Here is a 15502-nt window from a genome sequence, read left to right on the forward strand (position 1 = left end):
CCCCCGACGTACCAGCAGATTCGTTCATGAAGAGCATAAGCAAATTCTGCTCATCATGAACGAAATTTGTGCAGCTCTGGGCGCTTCCCCTCCGAATTAAGGGCCTTGCCGTGCTCGCCGTGGCGCAGCTTCTTGATGCGGAAAGGAGACTAAGCGTGGGTACTGAGAAAGACGAAATTGGTCGCAACACTAGTCAGGCGAACTCGCCGTTCGGCACGTTCATTACGCCGGAGCAGTTGCGCGCGCAGCAGCGGGGATCCGTCGAAGCGGTTTATGATCTGCAGACACTGGAGAAGCTCGCAGCGATCGCGGGTTACGCCGAAACCTTCCTGACCGCACCGCATCCGAAGCTCGGTCGGAAAGGCGCGGTGTGCCCCTATGTTCGTGGCAGCCTCGATCGATGCTACCTGAAGTTGGGCGGCTGCAATGTTATGTCAACAGAGCCGACCGTGGTTGTGCGTAACATGGCCAGGGTCATCGACATCTTCCAAGGCATGCTTCCGGACGCCTCGGATGAGCCAGGTGAGTCGATGTATCGCACAATTCTGGTCGTCTTCACCGAGCTTTCCGCCAAGGAAGGCAGTGAACTGGTCGAGGCCGTCCAGAAGCTCCTGAAGCCGGGCTTTATCGATCAGGGCCTGATGATCGGCGAGTTCTACCCGTCTTGTCCTGCCAAGGGCCTACACAGTGACGAATTCCGTCCGCTACAGACGCCGGTGCCTTGCTTGGCCGTTCGAGAGATCACCCTTTTCGACGCCCCGTTCATGCTCGAGGACGATCTTTACGTCGCAGGTTATCTGCGGCGCTTCGGGCAGGCAGGTGCCGAACGGTTGGCAAAGGCGATCAGCACTATTGCAACGGGCCCTGATCGCGTCGTGTCTGTGAGGAACATGCTGCGGGCCTATCCAGTGATGTGCCCACACATTTCTGACCACGCTAGTCGGGCGTAAAACCATCGACAGCGCTTGAATGCGAAGCGAGGGCCGGTGCGAACTGCGCCGGCCCTCAACGTTTCGCGCGCTGTTCCCAGGTTGCGACAATCAAGGACCAAAGTATGTCCATCCCCACTCCCGGAGGTCTGACTTCAAAATCATCTTGCTGGGCTTCATGCATTCGAATTGACGGCGGCTTTGCGGCTATTGGTCCAAAATCCGCCAGTCCGTTATCGGCCCATCCTCAGCCACGCGCGACGACATCGAGATGTTTGTGGCGGTTGGTCGCCCGAGCGGATAAAAAGGCGCCATGATCGAAAATGACATCAAGAGGCTCGTTGAAGAGCATTATGCCGATGCCGAAGCAAACGTCCTGCTACTCTCGAACCTCGGTATGCGGCTGGCTAAGGAAGGGCTCTGGCCGCCAGCGAACGACAATCGGCCGCTTATCGAAGCAGCGGAAGCAACGCCTGACGTCACGGTTGTTCGAGACGAGACCGCGAAATCGTTCATTACGATTGTCCGGGCCGGTGATGAGCAGCGGGCGGTCAGAGCGATTGCCAATCGTCAAAAGCGCTATTTTTTGCGTGGCTTGCCGCGCGCCCTGCTCCTCGCATTCACGTTGGACATGGCGGAAGGTCAGGTAATGGCCCTGCGTCTTGGCCCAAAGATCACTTATCTCGGCGGCCCCGCGGCTGAGGAGGGCTCAATCGTCGTTGACAAAGATCTTCGCCTGCCAGGACTCGACGCGCTAGATGTGACTGCACTTTCGGAGGCCGACGTCGAACGGCTCGAAACGAGTATCAAGGCCTGGTGCGAGCGTCACGAGGTCGATCCCGCCAGTCTCATCCGGCTCCACAGCAAGTCGGACACCGCGAAAGCGCCTATAGGAGCGCCTGCTCAATCGAGTGCCCTTGAACGACTTTATGCCGCTCAGGAGCCCGATGTGGCGAAACGCCTGAGCGTGCCGATCGATATTGCACTTACGCTGAGCCGCATGCCCTAATGGCGAAGGGGTCACGGCGCCGACGGGTTGTGCAACCGCGCGGCCCCCAACCGATGTATGTGGTGGCCGGCTTGCCGAAGTCGATCCACAAGGAGGTGGTCGACACATTCCAGGCACGGTTCCCGCTTGCGATCGTCAAAGGGATTCCATCACCGACCCGGGACGGCGCGCTCTACTCGGCGGCCCTGATCAATACCTTGGTGCGATCTGTCGGAGAGTTCGCCGTGCGCCGACGCACTAGGGGCAATGCTCAACCAACACCGGGATCGATTACCCTTTTGTTCGTCCCCGCGCCCGATCAGGAACGGTTGCTGCGTCGGTTCGATTTCGTGGTCATGTCCGCGCCATTGCCGACGCTCGTAGTACGAGATGAGCACTATCAGCAGTTGCGACATGATCGCGAGGCCGCGGTTACGGCGCTGGTCGAAGCTGTCAAGGCATCCAGCGACGCCCGCGCAAACCTCAATCATGTCACGCGGCGTTTAGGCTATCGTTCGGACAATGAGGCGCTGTTGCTTCCTCCGCGCAACTTCATGACCGACGACGGCGATCTCGTGGCGACATTTACAGACTTTCGCCAAGGGCACCGCCTTTGGACGGACCGCCTCAAGGAGCTGGGGCCGACCGCTCTGACCCGTGATGACGTGCCGGCGCGAATCCAACATCAGCAAACCCGGCGAGTGTTTGTAGATAGCCGGTCGATCGGCTTCTTCATCGCTCATCCCGCTGCCTATGACGGCGCAGCTCGAGAGGTCGCAATCGACGATGTTGTCGACCTGCTCCTAGATACCTTGCGCTCGCTGTACCGGTTCGGCGGGGCACTTGAGCCAGGGATCCATCACGACGCGCAGCGCAGCAACGGATCTGCGCTTGATGGCGCGATCTTCGAGTGTTGCGAAAAGGGGCGGATCAGCGCGAAAGCCGCTTATGCTAACGTCTATCCGAACGATTTTGTCAGGGTCGGCGACTACACGGCGGCAGATAGATAATCTGCCGACACTCTTAGGCGAGTGTACGGCGATTATCTAACAAACACCCTATCGCTCATCAGCCGGTCGAAAGGCTTGGTAGCCTATCGTTCCGCTCAGGTCGCAACCGAAGCGGAAGGTCCGTATGGACCAGCGGATCTTGAAGCCGTAGCTCCAGCGCTTTCTCCTAACTGCCGTTAGAATCCACGCGATGCCCATAGGGGCATTAGATGCTGCGTACATGGCAACTTTAAAGATAATGTCAATATCAAGTCCATCGCGCGCGCCGGAGAACTGATGATGTGGGAGCGCCGTCAGGACTTGGGCCTAAGACACTCGCAGCCGCATATCGGCGCTGCCAACTGACCGACTACGTACCAACCGCCGTGCCGCGCCAGCTTGATGAACGGAGGGCAGTTCTTGGGGAGCCATTTCGGGCCGTCGAATGTCGCCTCCAATCCTCGGATCGGAAGCTCTTCAAACATGGGTCAAATCTCGATGGAAATTATCTCCACTCTCGGATCACTTCTCAGCGGAAATCAACAGACAGACTCTTTGGTTCGCCCGAGTGTCAGCTTTCCCAACCCCTGTGCCCGGAAGCGGACAGGCGGGAGACGACCCAAAGTGCGTCGTTCGACTATCGAACTTTGAACGGCTGCTTCAGCCAGAACCAGCCATCGCTCAGCGAGAAGCCATTAGGCAGCAATGCGCTCTAGTTTCGATCGTTGGGGTTGGTGGCGACCTCACCATGTTTTCATCTTGAAAAGGCGACCGCGCTCCCCTTCATCGTGTAGCTTCAGCACAATCTCATCGGGCGCGAACACGGGCTCGGCCGTCGTGCGCTGGGGCAAATCCGAGTCAATCAGTGTGATGATCGACTGGATGCCGAGCGCGGCATAGCGTCGGATGACGGCGAGTAGGTTCTCCTTCTTGCGGTCATCGAGCGATTCGAACACGCCATCATGATAGGCGAAGCGCGGAAACCGCTCGTCCAGATGCGCGCGCAGCACCGCTAGGTCGAATGCGATGCATAGCAGCTTCTTGTAGCTGTGCCCACGATCGGCGCTAGTCGCGTTGCCGGCATCGTCGAGCAGTTCCGCCCGGAAATCCAGATGCCCCAGCTGATTGACGCAGACACTGAGCAGCGCCTTGCTGTCGATCACCTCTTCGACGATCTCGTTGAAATAGAGCCGGATCGACGAGAACAGGCTGTCCTCATCTGCGCTGCGCGCCTCTACATTTGCCTCAATCTCGGTCTGGAGATGGAGCTTCTCCTCGGCGAGCGTCCGGATTTCGGTGCGCAGCTGCTGCAGCCGGTGGACGAAGTCGCGCTGCCGCTCGAGCGTATCGATGTCGGCACGCAGCGTGACCATCTCGGTCGAAACCCTCTTATATTTGGCAAAGGAATCGGTCGCGCTAAGGAAGGACAGCATCTCCGAACGCCGCTTGCCGAGCGAATTCAATTCGGCGTTTATCGTCTTCAGCTCGGCATCGACCTCGGCCCGCTCTTCGACCAGATAGCCGTGCCGCTCCTCGGTGATCGCCTTATTGAAGGCGATGAGCTGCTGAAAGTCCTTCTTCACCTGATCGGCAAACAGTACGCCTGCCTCTTCGAACATCGCCTTCGCTTCCTCGGGATCGAACAGGATCTGGTCCTCTTCGAGCGACGCGATGATCTTTTTGCGGTTCTGCATCAGCGAGTAGCGCCGCGCGTTCAGCGCGGCGATCCGCTCTTCTACCTGATCGACGACCTGCTTGGTATCGGCCTTGTCCTGCGTCCGAAAATCGAAGGCATCAAGCAGCTGCTGCTTCTTGTCGACCTCCTGACGCTTGAGTAAGAGAATGCCGTCGATCTTGCTCGCGTCCTCGAAGTCACCGCCCATTTCCTGCCGGATCGTGGCCGCCTTGGCCTGCTTGTTCTCGAGTTCCTCGGCCTTTGCGTAATGGCGCGCGATAATCGCGGCATCGAACCCGAGGATATGCGCGAGGAAGGGCTTCCAGTCGGCATGCTTGTTGGCGAATTTGCCAAGCTGGAAGACATCGCCGAAATCGCTCTGCGACCGCAGAAAATAGCCGAGCCCCTTGCGGAAATGCCAAGGATTGAGCGACCGCCAGTCGAGTATGCTGTCTAGAAGTTCCTTGGCCCGATCGAAGGGCACCTCGACATGGTCCCACTCGCTGTCGGGCAGCGTTGTGAAATCCTGATGCCGAGCCGCATGTTTCTTGAAGGCAATCTTGGTCGCTTCCTCGACGCTGCGGCGGACAGTTACATAGCTGCCCTGTGTCAGCTCGATCTCGAGGAAAAAGGCGAATTCGCCGAACACTTCGATATGCTTGAACAGGAAGAATTTATGGTCGCGTTGGGCAAGGAAGCCGAAATCGAGCAGGCGGCCGAGCGTCGTCTTGCCCAGATTGTGAGTATCGCGGTCTAGATTCTCAGGCAGCCGGATTTCGGCGAGCACGACATTGAGATCGGGTGTGAATTCGACAGGCGCAAAGGTGTCGGGTTTGTTCGAGTAGAGCTTAGACGGCTTCATTCTGACCAACATACTCGAGCGCATCGGTCTTGGGGTGATATTCAACTAACCCCATCAGAAACAGAAAGTTCAGGGACGGCAGAAACAGCACGTCGCCGCCGACCACGGCCTTGCGCGCATAGGCGAACAGCGAATCATAATCGCAGAGCCGCTTCGCTCGGAGCCGCAGGAGCAACAGCAATGCGACATTGATCACCGTGCGGTCCGGATGCGCGTGTTTACTGGGCCTAAGCATCCGCCACCTCCCCGATGTCGCAGTTCCAATACATGTAGAAGACTAGCGCCCGCGTCAGGCGCCGATGCTTCGTCTGGCGCAGTACCGGATCGCGTCGAAACAGCAAGTCGATCAGATAGTTCATCACCGCGTCGAAGTTCTGATAGGTCTTGCGCTGGGCGATTATCTTGAGCTGGAATTCTTCAACCGCGGCCTCGTAGGATTTTAGAATCTGGAGGTTTTCCGGGGCCGCGAGGAAGGTGCGGATCTGTGCGGTGTCCTTCAGATACCGCTTGCGCAGCTCCTTGGCATATTCCGGCGTCATGTTGTTGAGCTGGTTCTTCTGCTCATAGGTCGTACGCTCACCGGGCGGCGCATCAAGGACCTCGGAAATCGCGGCATCGTGGCTGGCGAACGCCTGCACCACCAACGCCAGTTCGTCCGGCGAGACGATCAGCGGCGAGTCCACCGGATCGAGGTCTGCGAGTTCGGCAACCCTGGGGAATTCCTTCAGCCACAGTTCTAGCTGTTCGATCCCGCACAGATAGATCGATGCCTCCGGTAGGTTGCATTCCTTCGAGATATGCGCGGTGATCAGCTCGTCCGCTTTGCCTGCGAGCCGCCGGTTGGCGAACAGCATATAATGGTCGACCTGACCGGCATCGCGCAGCTTGCGGATCCGCGGCACTTCCTCGCCGAGCACCGTGTTGGTCGAACCCGCGCTGAAGAAATCCTTTTCACTGAAATGCTTGTTATAACCGTTAGTGTGCTTGGCTTGGACTACCGTCGTGCCGATCCATGGCGCAGCCTTGCTCGGATGCAGTTCGGCGGTCCCAACGAACTTGGCGTCGCGCCCGCCGTCCGGCCCCTTGGCGAATCGCTTGACTGACGTACCCAGAAGATGACGGCACAGGAGGATTATCAGCGTCTCGAACTGCTCGTCGCTCAGGTCCTCATACCGAAACATCATACTAGCAATCGTCCGATTTTGCCTCACAGACAGGAAGGCTGTGTCTGGAGGATGGCCGCTTAGCATGACTGAACCAAGGGGAAAATCGATCTTTCGCTATCCCGCCGTACCGCCGTTCCCTTGCTCTTGAAGCCGTTCCGCAGCCGCGTTCGAAGTCTTCTCACGCCGAAAGCCGTCATTCGCATGCTATCCAACAGCTCGACTACGGGTCCTAACAATGGTCCCTCGAAGCCACCTGTTATCATTGCGGGATTTGAAGGTACCCGCCACCGATGAACCACGGGTTGGCGGCTAGCGTCTGAAACATGACGTGTTGCCAGCAATTGAGCCGAGCGGCGTAGCGTGCCTGCTCTTCGGCAAGATAGGCCTGCACGCCGGCTGCTCCCTTGGTCGCCGCAATCGTGGTGAGATGATCGCGCAAGGGAATGAGATCATCATTCGCATTCGAGGTGTAGCTAACGCCGAGTTTGACGACATCGAAATGCTGTCTTGCTCGGAGCCGCGCGACCTGCGGCCAGTGCGCCGGCGCATTGACGTGAAAAACGAGAACGGGCGGCCCAACGATATCGAGTTGGGCGAATATCCACTGCTGCTGGGTGTAGTCGTCATAGTATGGGTGGAGGGTCTGCTCTTCCGCGCAGGTCGGGAAGCGCGCCCGCTTGGCGTTGTTGCAGAAGTCGCAAGCCGGAACGAGGTTGAAGGGGCAGACCGACAGATTGGGATAGTGCGCCTTTGGGAGATGGTGGTCGAGCACTGTGACCGTGCCGACGCCACATAGCGGGCATTTGCCATTGGGGGCGGCGTTACGAAGCGCGCTGTAGATCACGCGCGCGGCGCCGTTCGTGGCGCTCATCTGCTTTGAATAGAGCGCTTCGAGTTCGGGCCGGGTGACGGCGCCGACATTCGGCGCGCGCACGACCTGATACAGGCTTTGGACACGGGCGAGCTGGTCATAATTGGCGGCGTCCACAATGAGCTGTCCCATGATCGCCTGTAGACGAAGGCGTAGGGCAGGATCGGCAACGCCGCCGATACAGGTTGTCAGCACATCGGCCGCCGACTGCGGCGGCATCGGGAGCGTGCGCATCCTATTCGTCGCCCTGGGGCGGGAGCTGGTCGGGTAGGACGAGACTGAGGGCCCGCGCGAGCGCCCGGCCCTCGGCACCGAGCTGGCCGCCGAACAGCGCTAAGATCTGCTCATAGGTGTGGCCCTCGGCTCGATCGGCGATAAGCTTGTGAAATCCGGTCTGCGTCACCTCCAGCCCGAACACCTCGCGGGTCAGCGTACCGGCATTTTCGCCGAAGGTTTCGTGCTCGGGACGATCGGCGCGGGCTTCGTGCCCGACACGGCTTAGTTTCCAGGCACAGGACTTCGGAACCTCTTGCAGCACGACCGGCGAATGTGTGGCGATGATCGCGACGCCATTGCGGTTAATCAACAAGTCCGACAGGGCGCGTACGAACGCTGACAGCAATGGCGGGTGAAGATGGCTCTCGGGCTCGTCGATCAAGACAAGCGATTTCTCTTCGACCAGCTCGACCAAGCGGGTCATCGAAAGGAGCACGACGGCATGGCCCGAGCTCATCCGCCGAAACAGGCTGCGTGCCCGCTGTTCGAGATCCGGCCCCTGATAATCGGCTAGCGCAGAGACGTTCGCCTCGGCAAACAGGGGATCGGCCTCCAACGTCCGTAGGGCGTTTTCCCAGCGGCGCCGCCGGACGCCTTCGCGGCAGGCGAGCATGCTCTTGGCAAATTCGTGCGCCAGTTCGTGCCCGTCCTTAACGCGCGGGCCGCGCGGCATCGCGACCGGCGCGCCAGTTTGCGGGGCCTCGTGTGTGACCAGTCCTACATAAGCGTAACGCTTGTCGCCACTGCTGGCACCGCCGAGCGGACCGGTAGAATCGAACGCACTGAACGACACCGTGACCAAACCTGCAAAGCCGGGGTCGGCCTCCAGGTCTTCGATCCCCCAGGGATTGGCAGCGCGGTTGCGCAGCTGGCCGACGGGTTGTTGCGGATCGTCCGCCGGCATTCCAAGGAATGCGCGGGCCAGGAAGTCGAAGCAGCGGGTCTTCCCGACGCCGTTGCGGCCGATCAGCACATGGATGTTGGTCGCCGGCAGCGAGTTCGGCGTCACCGCAAAGCTAAGAACGGGCGGCGGCGTCAGCGCCTGCGGATCGGGCGGAAAGACATAGTCGAAGCTGTAAGGCGACAGCGCGACTTGGCCGTGGGCAAGGCGATTGAAGCGCTCGCGAACCCGCGACATTTCGATATCGCGCAGAAGCGAGCTTTGAAGGACGGGCTCGCTAGCGTTGGCGTTGAGGATGGCCGGAGTGAACGCGCAGTCGCGTATTGCGGTCAGAAAGCCGATGCGCACGTTATCGCCGAGCGAGATCAGCGTCTCGTAATAGTTCTCGCCTTGGCCCACAGAGAAATAGGTTGCGTCCAAGGCGTCGAAGGCCAGCGGCAATTCGGTACTGCCTTGGTCCTCAGTCATGCCTTGGCGCGCGATTTTCGCGCTTCCCAATTCGACAATCGAGCCATCGGGCAGGATCGCGCGGATCGCGTAGAGCGTGTACCATTTGAACCAGTCGTTCCAACTGTCCTTGATCAACTGGAAGGTCGGCACGCCCTGGTAAGCAGGTTGCTGGGTTCCGACAAAGAATCGCACGGTGTTTGATCATCCCCCAACAGACGCCGCGCTTCTATACTGTTTCGCCCGCCCCCGAAACGATTGGTTGTCTCAGGAATGCTCCGTGGCGGACTCGAGTCGTTCGGTTAGCGGGCGGACCTTCGCAAAGCGATTGCGCCTATCGCATATTGAACGTTATCTGATCGCGCAAATTTCAAGTCTAGCCAGAAGCCAACATTTGCCGCCGGGCCGGAGAACGAGGGCTTTATCCCAGACGAGGCCATTGAGACCTACCGGCAACTATGTCTGCTTTCAGGCGATCGTCGGGCCATCCGCGACGACCGACATTAGGGCGCAAAGCAGCCAACAGAACAAAGCTGCGTCTCGACTTCAGCGCGGGTTAGGCCATGTGCAGGTCATGCCGACTCTTGAAGCAGACCTGCACAACGAACTGATCGCTGCACTGGTTCTCAAATTCAGCAGGCTCGTAGAGGATGCAGCACCCGATCTCGCACGCGAGTGGCCCAGCCATCCAGGGACACAGCAGCAACGCCTGACCGAGCTTTGCGAGCTGGCAGCGGCGTTTGGCTCCCTTGCTGCGGCTGCATCCACCCTGCACCGGCTGCAATCGACATATTCGGGCTGAGATTGTCACATTCCATTCGACTTCGAAGCGAAGTCAGGGATTGGTGTCATCACGCAATCGCACCGCTCAAGCGGTGTAACCCCCCGCGAGTTCGAACTCGGGGGGCTTGCGGTGGTGGAAGCAGCAAGTCGCTGCTCCTGAGAAGGAGAACCACCGATGACAAAGACAACCAACAATAAGCCCAAGCGCCGCTATGCCCGTACGCAAAAACCGGCACCGGAAGCAGCCATCGAACCCACTTCGATCATCGAGGCAGATACACCGCGGCGCGAGACCAAAATTAGCAAGGTCATTACCATGCTGAGCGGCGCAGAAGGCGCAACGCTCGAGCAGATCGTGATCGCCACCGGATGGCAAGCCCACACGGCGCGCGCCGCAATGACCGGCCTCAAAAAGAAGGGCCACACGGTCGTGCGCGAAGCGGTGGATGGGGTCTCACACTACCGCATCAGCGCGGCCACTAAGGCATGACCATGCTCGATGAGCAGCTTGCTGCGCTCGAGAAGCTCGGCAAGTCCGAGCTTGGTGACCGGTGGGCAAAGCTCACCGGTCAACCAGCCCCCAATGTCAGCGCAGCCCTGCTGCGCCTTGCGGTCGGATATGAGATGCAGGCAAGGACGCTGGGTAAGCTGTCACGCAACACAAGGAAGACGCTTGACGCGGGCACGAGCGGCAAGGCGGCCACGCGCGGCATCCGGCCCGGCATGCGGCTGGCGCGCGAGCATGGCGGCAAAGTCCATGTGGTCACCATCGGTGATGCGGGCGAGATCATCTGGAATAGCCGGCAGTGGAACTCACTGAGCGAGGTCGCCCGAGCGATCACCGGCACGCGCTGGTCAGGCCCTGCCTTCTTCGGGTTGCGACAAAAGGCCAAGGCAGCGTGAAGAAGGTCCGCTGCGCCATCTATACCCGCAAGTCGAGCGAGGAGGGTCTGGAGCAGGACTTCAACTCGCTCCATGCGCAGCGCGAAGCGTGCGAGGCCTACATCAGAAGTCAGGCCTCCGAGGGCTGGTCGCTTATCGACACAAGCTTTGATGATGGCGGCCTGTCTGGCGGGACCATGCAGCGCCCTGCCCTGCAGCGCCTGCTGGACGATATCCGCGCTGGCACGATCGACATCGTGGTCGTCTACAAGGTGGACCGCCTGACCCGTTCGCTTCTCGACTTCGCGAAGCTGGTCGAGACCATGGACAAGGCCGAGGTCAGCTTTGTCTCGGTAACCCAGTCGTTCAACACCACCACCAGCATGGGACGGTTGACGCTCAATATGCTGCTATCGTTCGCGCAGTTCGAACGCGAGGTGACCGCCGAACGAATCCGCGACAAGATTGCGGCATCCAAGGCCAGAGGCATGTGGATGGGCGGAATACCGCCGCTGGGGTACGAACCCGATGGACGCTCGCTGCGGATTGTTGACGATCATGCTGCAATCATCCGTGACCTGTTCGAACGCTATCGGGGGCTCGGTAATGTTCGACTGGTGTTTGAACAGCTGGCAAACGAACAGGCCAAGGTGCCACGGCGCACCCTCAGCACGGGCAAGATGATCGGCGGTGGCAGCTTTACCCGCGGGCAGATCTACAAGATCCTCTCCAACCCGATCTATATCGGCGAGATCCATCACGCAGGCAGAACCTACAAGGGTCAGCACGATGCCATCATCGAGCGCGAGCTCTGGACCGCCGTTCAGTGCAAGCTTGGGGAGAACCGGCAGGGCGAGCAGCGCGCAGCGACGATCCGGTCCCCCAGCTTGCTCGCTGGTAAAGTGATCGACCAGAACGGCGAGCCACTGGTTGCCAGCCACGCCTGCAAGGGCAAGGTGCGTTATCGCTATTATGTCAGCAGGTCGCTCCAGCACGATGCAGAGAGCGCGAAGGTTGGCTGGAGGATACCTGCCAGGGCACTCGAAGGAACGGTCATCGAGCGATTGACAAGCGAGCTTCAGCAGCCGCTTGGATTGATCGAACAGATGGGTGTTGACCTCACCGCCAACAGCTTCTCAACGCTCACGAACAAAACTGAGGATCTGATCTCGCGCATTCGCAGGAAAAAGATTTCATCGATCCGTCCGCTCATTGAGCGCGTGCAGGTCTCATCCGAGAGGCTAACTATAACACTAGATGCAACCGAGCTTTGCTCCGAGCTGGGCATCGCGGCATCGCAGGCCCCTGACAACCCCGAGCTCGTGGTCCAGGTCAGTCTCAAGCGAACAGGCATGGCACTCCAACTCGTTCACTCCGACGGACGTAGTAACAACCGGCAGGTCGACACCACGCTCCTGCAGATCATCCAGCAGGGCAGAACCTGGTGGGACGAAATCGTATCGAGCCGAAAGTCGGTCGCCCAGTTCGCACGCGACAATGATGTCACCGCCTCCTACATCACCCGTATTGTCAGGCTCGCATTTCTCTCTCCTCGTGTCATCGAAGCCATCACCGCAGGCACCCAGCCGGTGTCGATAACTGCCGATCGGCTCCGCCGCCTCGAGCTCCCAACAAGCTGGTCCGATCAGCACGAGATGTTCGGCCTTTAAGTCGCCAACCAAACTCGCATCCCGTACCGCCCAAATGGCGAGCAGAGAAACTCTCCATTCTGGCGCGCAATGATGGTTTTGCCAGGTTCTCTGCAGTACCGGAATGGGCGCGGAATGGCGCAGTTCTGCGGGGTTCTGGCGAACCCATTTATCATTCTATATCATGGACTTAAGTAGTGGCGGGGCGAAAGAGATTCGAAAGGTCGATACGGACTCGAAATTAACCCTCGGAAATGTGGGCAGAAAAAGGGCCAACAAAGCCAAATACGCGGAACAGAGAAAAATCGCTCAGACCGGTCGGAACTCCCACCCCAGAGAACCCGATCAAAATGGGCCGAAATCGGCTCCGTTCTTGCATATAAAAATGTGCAAAAACAAAGACTTGATGGCGGAGAGGGAGGGATTCGAACCCTCGATACGGTTGCCCGTATACTGCATTTCGAGTGCAGCGCATTCGACCACTCTGCCACCTCTCCGTGAGGGCCTGCAATCGCAGGCGGAAGGCTCCCCGGTCGAACAGGGAAGCGCGCGGTTAGCCTTTCGCAGGGGACTTGCCAAGTCCCTGATTGCCACACCCCGCAGGAAATCGGGTGATTGCAGTGCAGTCTTGCTTGTTGCAGCCAGCACCGCCCCTATATTTGCTGCTATGGACCGCAAAGCTTTTGTTTCGATCCGCCCCGGAGGTTCACCCTCCGCCCCGCTGCGTGCGCGCGCCCGTTTTGCCATTGGCGACGTGGTGAAACACCGCACGCATGATTTTCGCGGGGTGATTTTCGATATCGATCCGGTCTACGCCAATTCGGATGAATGGTATGAAGCCATCCCCGAAGGCAAGCGGCCGCGCAAGGATCAGCCCTTCTACCATCTCCTCGCGGAGAACGAGGAAAGCTCTTACGTCGCCTATGTCAGCCAGCAGAACCTGCTGATGGACACGGCAGGCGAAGAGATTGACCACCCGCAAGTCTCGCAATTGTTCGAGGCGTTTCGTGGCGGGAAGTATCAGCTGCGCCGCAGCCTCACCCATTAAGTCACGATCAGCTTTTGATTTTCCAGCCGCTTTTGAGCACCTGATAGGTTATCAGCGCCAGCACGACATTGAGCACGCCCACACCGATGGCCGCTCCCATCACCGCCTCGTTACTGTTGCCAATGTCGCTTTCTCCCAGAAAGCCGAAGCGGAAGCCGGAAATCATGTAGAAGAACGGGTTCGCGCGGCTGATCGCCTGGAACAGCGGCGAGAGATCGGAAATGACGTAGAACGTGCCCGATAGCAGGCTGAGCGGGGCGACAACGAAATTGGTGATCGCCGCGTTGTGATCGAATTTTTCCGCCCAGATGCTGGCAAGGAAGCCGATAATGGCCAGCATCGCCGCCCCCATCAGCCCGAACCAGACGATCGCCCACGGATGCGCTGCCTGTAATTCGACACCGGGATAAAGCCACATCGCCAGCGCCACCGCGCTGCCAACCATCACCGCGCGGGTGATCGCCGCAGCCACGATCCCCAGCATCAGTTCAGCATTGGACAAGGGCGGCATCAGCAGGTCGATGATCGTGCCTTGCATCTTGCCTGACAGCAGGCTGAAGCTGGAATTGGCAAAGGCGTTCTGCATCATGCCCATCATGATGAGACCCGGTGCAACGAAGGTTCCGAAGGGAACGCCCAGCACTTCGCGCCCTTCGCGACCCAACGCGACGGTGAAAATCACCAGAAACAGCAGCGTGGTGACGGCAGGGGCCCAAATCGTCTGCGTCTGCACCTTGAGAAACCGGCGTATCTCCTTAATATAGAGAGACCACAGGCCAATCCGGTTGAAACCGGTGATCTGCGGTTCTCCCTTGGGAGCAAACACCCGACCGCCAATGGGACGGCCTGCGGTCGTCTGCTCGGGCGTTCCTGTCTCGGAGGATGTGCTGGGTGTCTTGTGTGCCATGGAAGCGCCGCCTATCGGTTGCGAAGCGGCCTGACAAGAATTTCGGCGCGGGGTAAGCCCTCCCCGCGCAACGCATGATTGGATACGGATTGTATGAGTTGGACTGAAGAACGCATCGCGGCGCTCACCAAGATGTGGGAAGGCGGTTCCACTGCCAGCCAGATCGCGGAAGAGCTTGGCGGCGTGTCGCGCAATGCCGTGATCGGCAAAGCGCACCGGCTAGGACTGAAAGCCCGCCCGAGCCCGGTCAAGGCGAAGGAAGAGAAGAAGAAGCCGGTCGCCAAAAAGAAGGCCGAACCTGCGAAGCCGGTGGCCAAGAAGGCCGCGCCGGTTAAGGCACCATTGCCTGCTGCCGCGAAGCCAGTGGCATCGCCTGCTCCGGCTCCAGCTTCGGCCACAGAAGCAGCCGAAGCCCCCAGCATCCCTGCCAATCAAAGCCAGCCGCTTCCCAACCGGCAGGAAAATATGCCCAAGATCGTATCCTACGGCCCCGGCGGTTTTCTGCGCCAAGGCCCGGGTGACCAGCAGGCACCGATCCCGCCCGCCCCTCCGCGCCGCCTTGTCCCTGCCAAGCCGAGCGCGGAGATCGCTGGCAAGACGAGCCTGCTCGATCTGTCCGACCGCGTATGCCGCTGGCCGATGGGGCATCCGGGCGAACCCGATTTCCATTTCTGCGGGGACAAGGTGAATCCCGGCTTCCCCTATTGCGTGGAGCATTGCGGCCGGGCCTATCAGGCGCAGCTGCCGCGCGGTGCGCGCCGCCCCCCTCCCCCGCTGCCGTTTGGCGGACCGCGCGTTCGCTGAACCAAGCTCGCGCAATCATCACAAGGCCCGCTTCCCCAAAAGGAGGCGGGCCTTTTTGTTGCTGCGGCTGGACGCAAAAAGAACGCCTCCCGAACCGGGGGGATGGTTCGAGAGGCGCTCAGGTTTTCCAGCGGGAATTGCGACCCGCCGCGGAAACACGATGGTTTGGCGTCCCGGCTGTGGGCACCGGGACGCCGAGACGCAAGGTCGATCCCACGGTGCGACCCGAAAGCTCGCTAGCGCCTCTGGGCGTGCCTATAGGGGAAGCGATTTTACAAGTCTTGTCACGTAATCGCTTTATTTTCAATCTTTTACCCTGTTTTAC

Annotated in this window: 15 protein-coding genes and 1 tRNA gene; 9 read left to right on the forward strand and 7 right to left on the reverse strand. The window is 59.6% G+C overall.

Annotated features, from left to right (window positions below; all coding sequences use genetic code 11):
* Window positions 1–155 precede the first annotated feature (155 nt).
* From GC121_RS00190 to GC121_RS00200, 3 genes are all read left to right on the forward strand, one after another.
* The gene (locus tag GC121_RS00190; RefSeq protein ID WP_151971969.1) at window positions 156–950 is read left to right on the forward strand and encodes a DUF6875 domain-containing protein; all 795 of its coding nucleotides are present in this window, start codon (window positions 156–158) and stop codon (window positions 948–950) included.
* 292 nt (window positions 951–1242) lie between these two features.
* A complete protein-coding gene (locus GC121_RS00195; RefSeq protein WP_151971971.1) occupies window positions 1243–1938 on the forward strand; it encodes a hypothetical protein in 696 nt (231 codons plus the stop codon).
* A gap of 53 nt (window positions 1939–1991) precedes the next feature.
* On the forward strand, window positions 1992–2927 hold the full coding sequence (locus tag GC121_RS00200; RefSeq protein ID WP_234421039.1) for a hypothetical protein: 936 nt from the start codon (window positions 1992–1994) through the stop codon (window positions 2925–2927).
* Window positions 2928–3649: 722 nt separating this feature from the next.
* On the opposite strand, the gene GC121_RS00205 is transcribed toward GC121_RS00200, so the two are convergent.
* The 5 genes from GC121_RS00205 to GC121_RS00225 all read right to left on the reverse strand — a co-directional run bounded on the left by GC121_RS00205 (window position 3650) and on the right by GC121_RS00225 (window position 9299).
* Window positions 3650–5455 (reverse strand): DUF2326 domain-containing protein, encoded by a 1806-nt coding sequence (locus tag GC121_RS00205; protein ID WP_234421040.1) that lies wholly within the window; start codon window positions 5453–5455, stop codon window positions 3650–3652.
* Window positions 5430–5678 (reverse strand): ABC-three component system middle component 8, encoded by a 249-nt coding sequence (locus GC121_RS00210; RefSeq protein WP_151971978.1) that lies wholly within the window; start codon window positions 5676–5678, stop codon window positions 5430–5432. The genes GC121_RS00205 and GC121_RS00210 overlap by 26 nt, the downstream gene beginning before the upstream one ends.
* Window positions 5671–6627 (reverse strand): ABC-three component system protein, encoded by a 957-nt coding sequence (locus GC121_RS00215; RefSeq protein ID WP_151971980.1) that lies wholly within the window; start codon window positions 6625–6627, stop codon window positions 5671–5673. The genes GC121_RS00210 and GC121_RS00215 overlap by 8 nt, the downstream gene beginning before the upstream one ends.
* A 241-nt stretch (window positions 6628–6868) precedes the next feature.
* The gene (locus GC121_RS00220) at window positions 6869–7714 is read right to left on the reverse strand and encodes an HNH endonuclease (RefSeq protein ID WP_151971982.1); all 846 of its coding nucleotides are present in this window, start codon (window positions 7712–7714) and stop codon (window positions 6869–6871) included.
* Window position 7715: 1 nt separating this feature from the next.
* Window positions 7716–9299 carry an AAA family ATPase gene (locus GC121_RS00225; RefSeq protein WP_151971984.1) on the reverse strand — a complete coding sequence of 528 codons (1584 nt, stop codon included), beginning with the start codon at window positions 9297–9299 and terminating at the stop codon, window positions 7716–7718.
* A gap of 379 nt (window positions 9300–9678) precedes the next feature.
* Here GC121_RS00225 and GC121_RS00230 point away from each other — a divergent pair, with 379 nt between their 5' ends.
* The 4 genes from GC121_RS00230 (at window position 9679) to GC121_RS00245 (ending at window position 12439) form a co-directional block, all read left to right on the forward strand.
* Window positions 9679–9906 carry a hypothetical protein gene (locus tag GC121_RS00230; protein ID WP_151971986.1) on the forward strand — a complete coding sequence of 76 codons (228 nt, stop codon included), beginning with the start codon at window positions 9679–9681 and terminating at the stop codon, window positions 9904–9906.
* 156 nt (window positions 9907–10062) lie between these two features.
* Complete coding sequence (locus GC121_RS00235; protein ID WP_151971988.1) at window positions 10063–10377, forward strand: DUF3489 domain-containing protein; 315 nt, start codon at window positions 10063–10065, stop codon at window positions 10375–10377.
* The gene (locus tag GC121_RS00240) at window positions 10374–10790 is read left to right on the forward strand and encodes a DUF2924 domain-containing protein (protein ID WP_151971990.1); all 417 of its coding nucleotides are present in this window, start codon (window positions 10374–10376) and stop codon (window positions 10788–10790) included. Before GC121_RS00235 ends, GC121_RS00240 begins: the two co-directional genes overlap by 4 nt.
* On the forward strand, window positions 10787–12439 hold the full coding sequence (locus tag GC121_RS00245) for a recombinase family protein (RefSeq protein ID WP_151971992.1): 1653 nt from the start codon (window positions 10787–10789) through the stop codon (window positions 12437–12439). Before GC121_RS00240 ends, GC121_RS00245 begins: the two co-directional genes overlap by 4 nt.
* Window positions 12440–12825: 386 nt before the next feature.
* On the opposite strand, the gene GC121_RS00250 is transcribed toward GC121_RS00245, so the two are convergent.
* Window positions 12826–12915 (reverse strand) — tRNA-Ser (locus GC121_RS00250).
* A 170-nt stretch (window positions 12916–13085) separates the two neighbouring features.
* Here GC121_RS00250 and hspQ point away from each other — a divergent pair.
* Window positions 13086–13466 carry a heat shock protein HspQ gene (gene hspQ, locus GC121_RS00255; RefSeq protein ID WP_151971994.1) on the forward strand — a complete coding sequence of 127 codons (381 nt, stop codon included), beginning with the start codon at window positions 13086–13088 and terminating at the stop codon, window positions 13464–13466.
* 7 nt (window positions 13467–13473) lie between these two features.
* Here the strand turns inward: hspQ and GC121_RS00260 are convergent, their stop codons facing one another.
* Window positions 13474–14373 carry an ABC transporter permease gene (locus GC121_RS00260; protein WP_151971996.1) on the reverse strand — a complete coding sequence of 300 codons (900 nt, stop codon included), beginning with the start codon at window positions 14371–14373 and terminating at the stop codon, window positions 13474–13476.
* 93 nt (window positions 14374–14466) lie between these two features.
* Between GC121_RS00260 and GC121_RS00265 the strand changes: the two genes are divergently transcribed.
* Window positions 14467–15177, forward strand: coding sequence for a GcrA family cell cycle regulator (locus GC121_RS00265; RefSeq protein WP_151971998.1), 711 nt, complete (start codon window positions 14467–14469; stop codon window positions 15175–15177).
* The last annotated feature ends 325 nt before the right edge of the window (window positions 15178–15502 follow it).

The organism is Erythrobacter sp. EC-HK427 (genome assembly GCF_902498745.1).
In the GTDB taxonomy this organism is placed as follows: Bacteria; Pseudomonadota; Alphaproteobacteria; order Sphingomonadales; family Sphingomonadaceae; genus Alteraurantiacibacter.

Coding starts and splice junctions, on each gene's coding strand:
- GC121_RS00220 (WP_151971982.1), bottom strand. CDS start 7,714: ATGCGCACGCTCCCGATGCCGCCGCAGTCGGCGGCCGATGTGCTGACA.
- hspQ (WP_151971994.1), top strand. CDS start 13,086: ATGGACCGCAAAGCTTTTGTTTCGATCCGCCCCGGAGGTTCACCCTCC.
- GC121_RS00210 (WP_151971978.1), bottom strand. CDS start 5,678: ATGCTTAGGCCCAGTAAACACGCGCATCCGGACCGCACGGTGATCAAT.
- GC121_RS00240 (WP_151971990.1), top strand. CDS start 10,374: ATGACCATGCTCGATGAGCAGCTTGCTGCGCTCGAGAAGCTCGGCAAG.
- GC121_RS00215 (WP_151971980.1), bottom strand. CDS start 6,627: ATGATGTTTCGGTATGAGGACCTGAGCGACGAGCAGTTCGAGACGCTG.
- GC121_RS00200 (WP_234421039.1), top strand. CDS start 1,992: ATGTATGTGGTGGCCGGCTTGCCGAAGTCGATCCACAAGGAGGTGGTC.
- GC121_RS00195 (WP_151971971.1), top strand. CDS start 1,243: ATGATCGAAAATGACATCAAGAGGCTCGTTGAAGAGCATTATGCCGAT.
- GC121_RS00260 (WP_151971996.1), bottom strand. CDS start 14,373: ATGGCACACAAGACACCCAGCACATCCTCCGAGACAGGAACGCCCGAG.
- GC121_RS00265 (WP_151971998.1), top strand. CDS start 14,467: ATGAGTTGGACTGAAGAACGCATCGCGGCGCTCACCAAGATGTGGGAA.
- GC121_RS00235 (WP_151971988.1), top strand. CDS start 10,063: ATGACAAAGACAACCAACAATAAGCCCAAGCGCCGCTATGCCCGTACG.
- GC121_RS00205 (WP_234421040.1), bottom strand. CDS start 5,455: ATGTTGGTCAGAATGAAGCCGTCTAAGCTCTACTCGAACAAACCCGAC.
- GC121_RS00230 (WP_151971986.1), top strand. CDS start 9,679: ATGCCGACTCTTGAAGCAGACCTGCACAACGAACTGATCGCTGCACTG.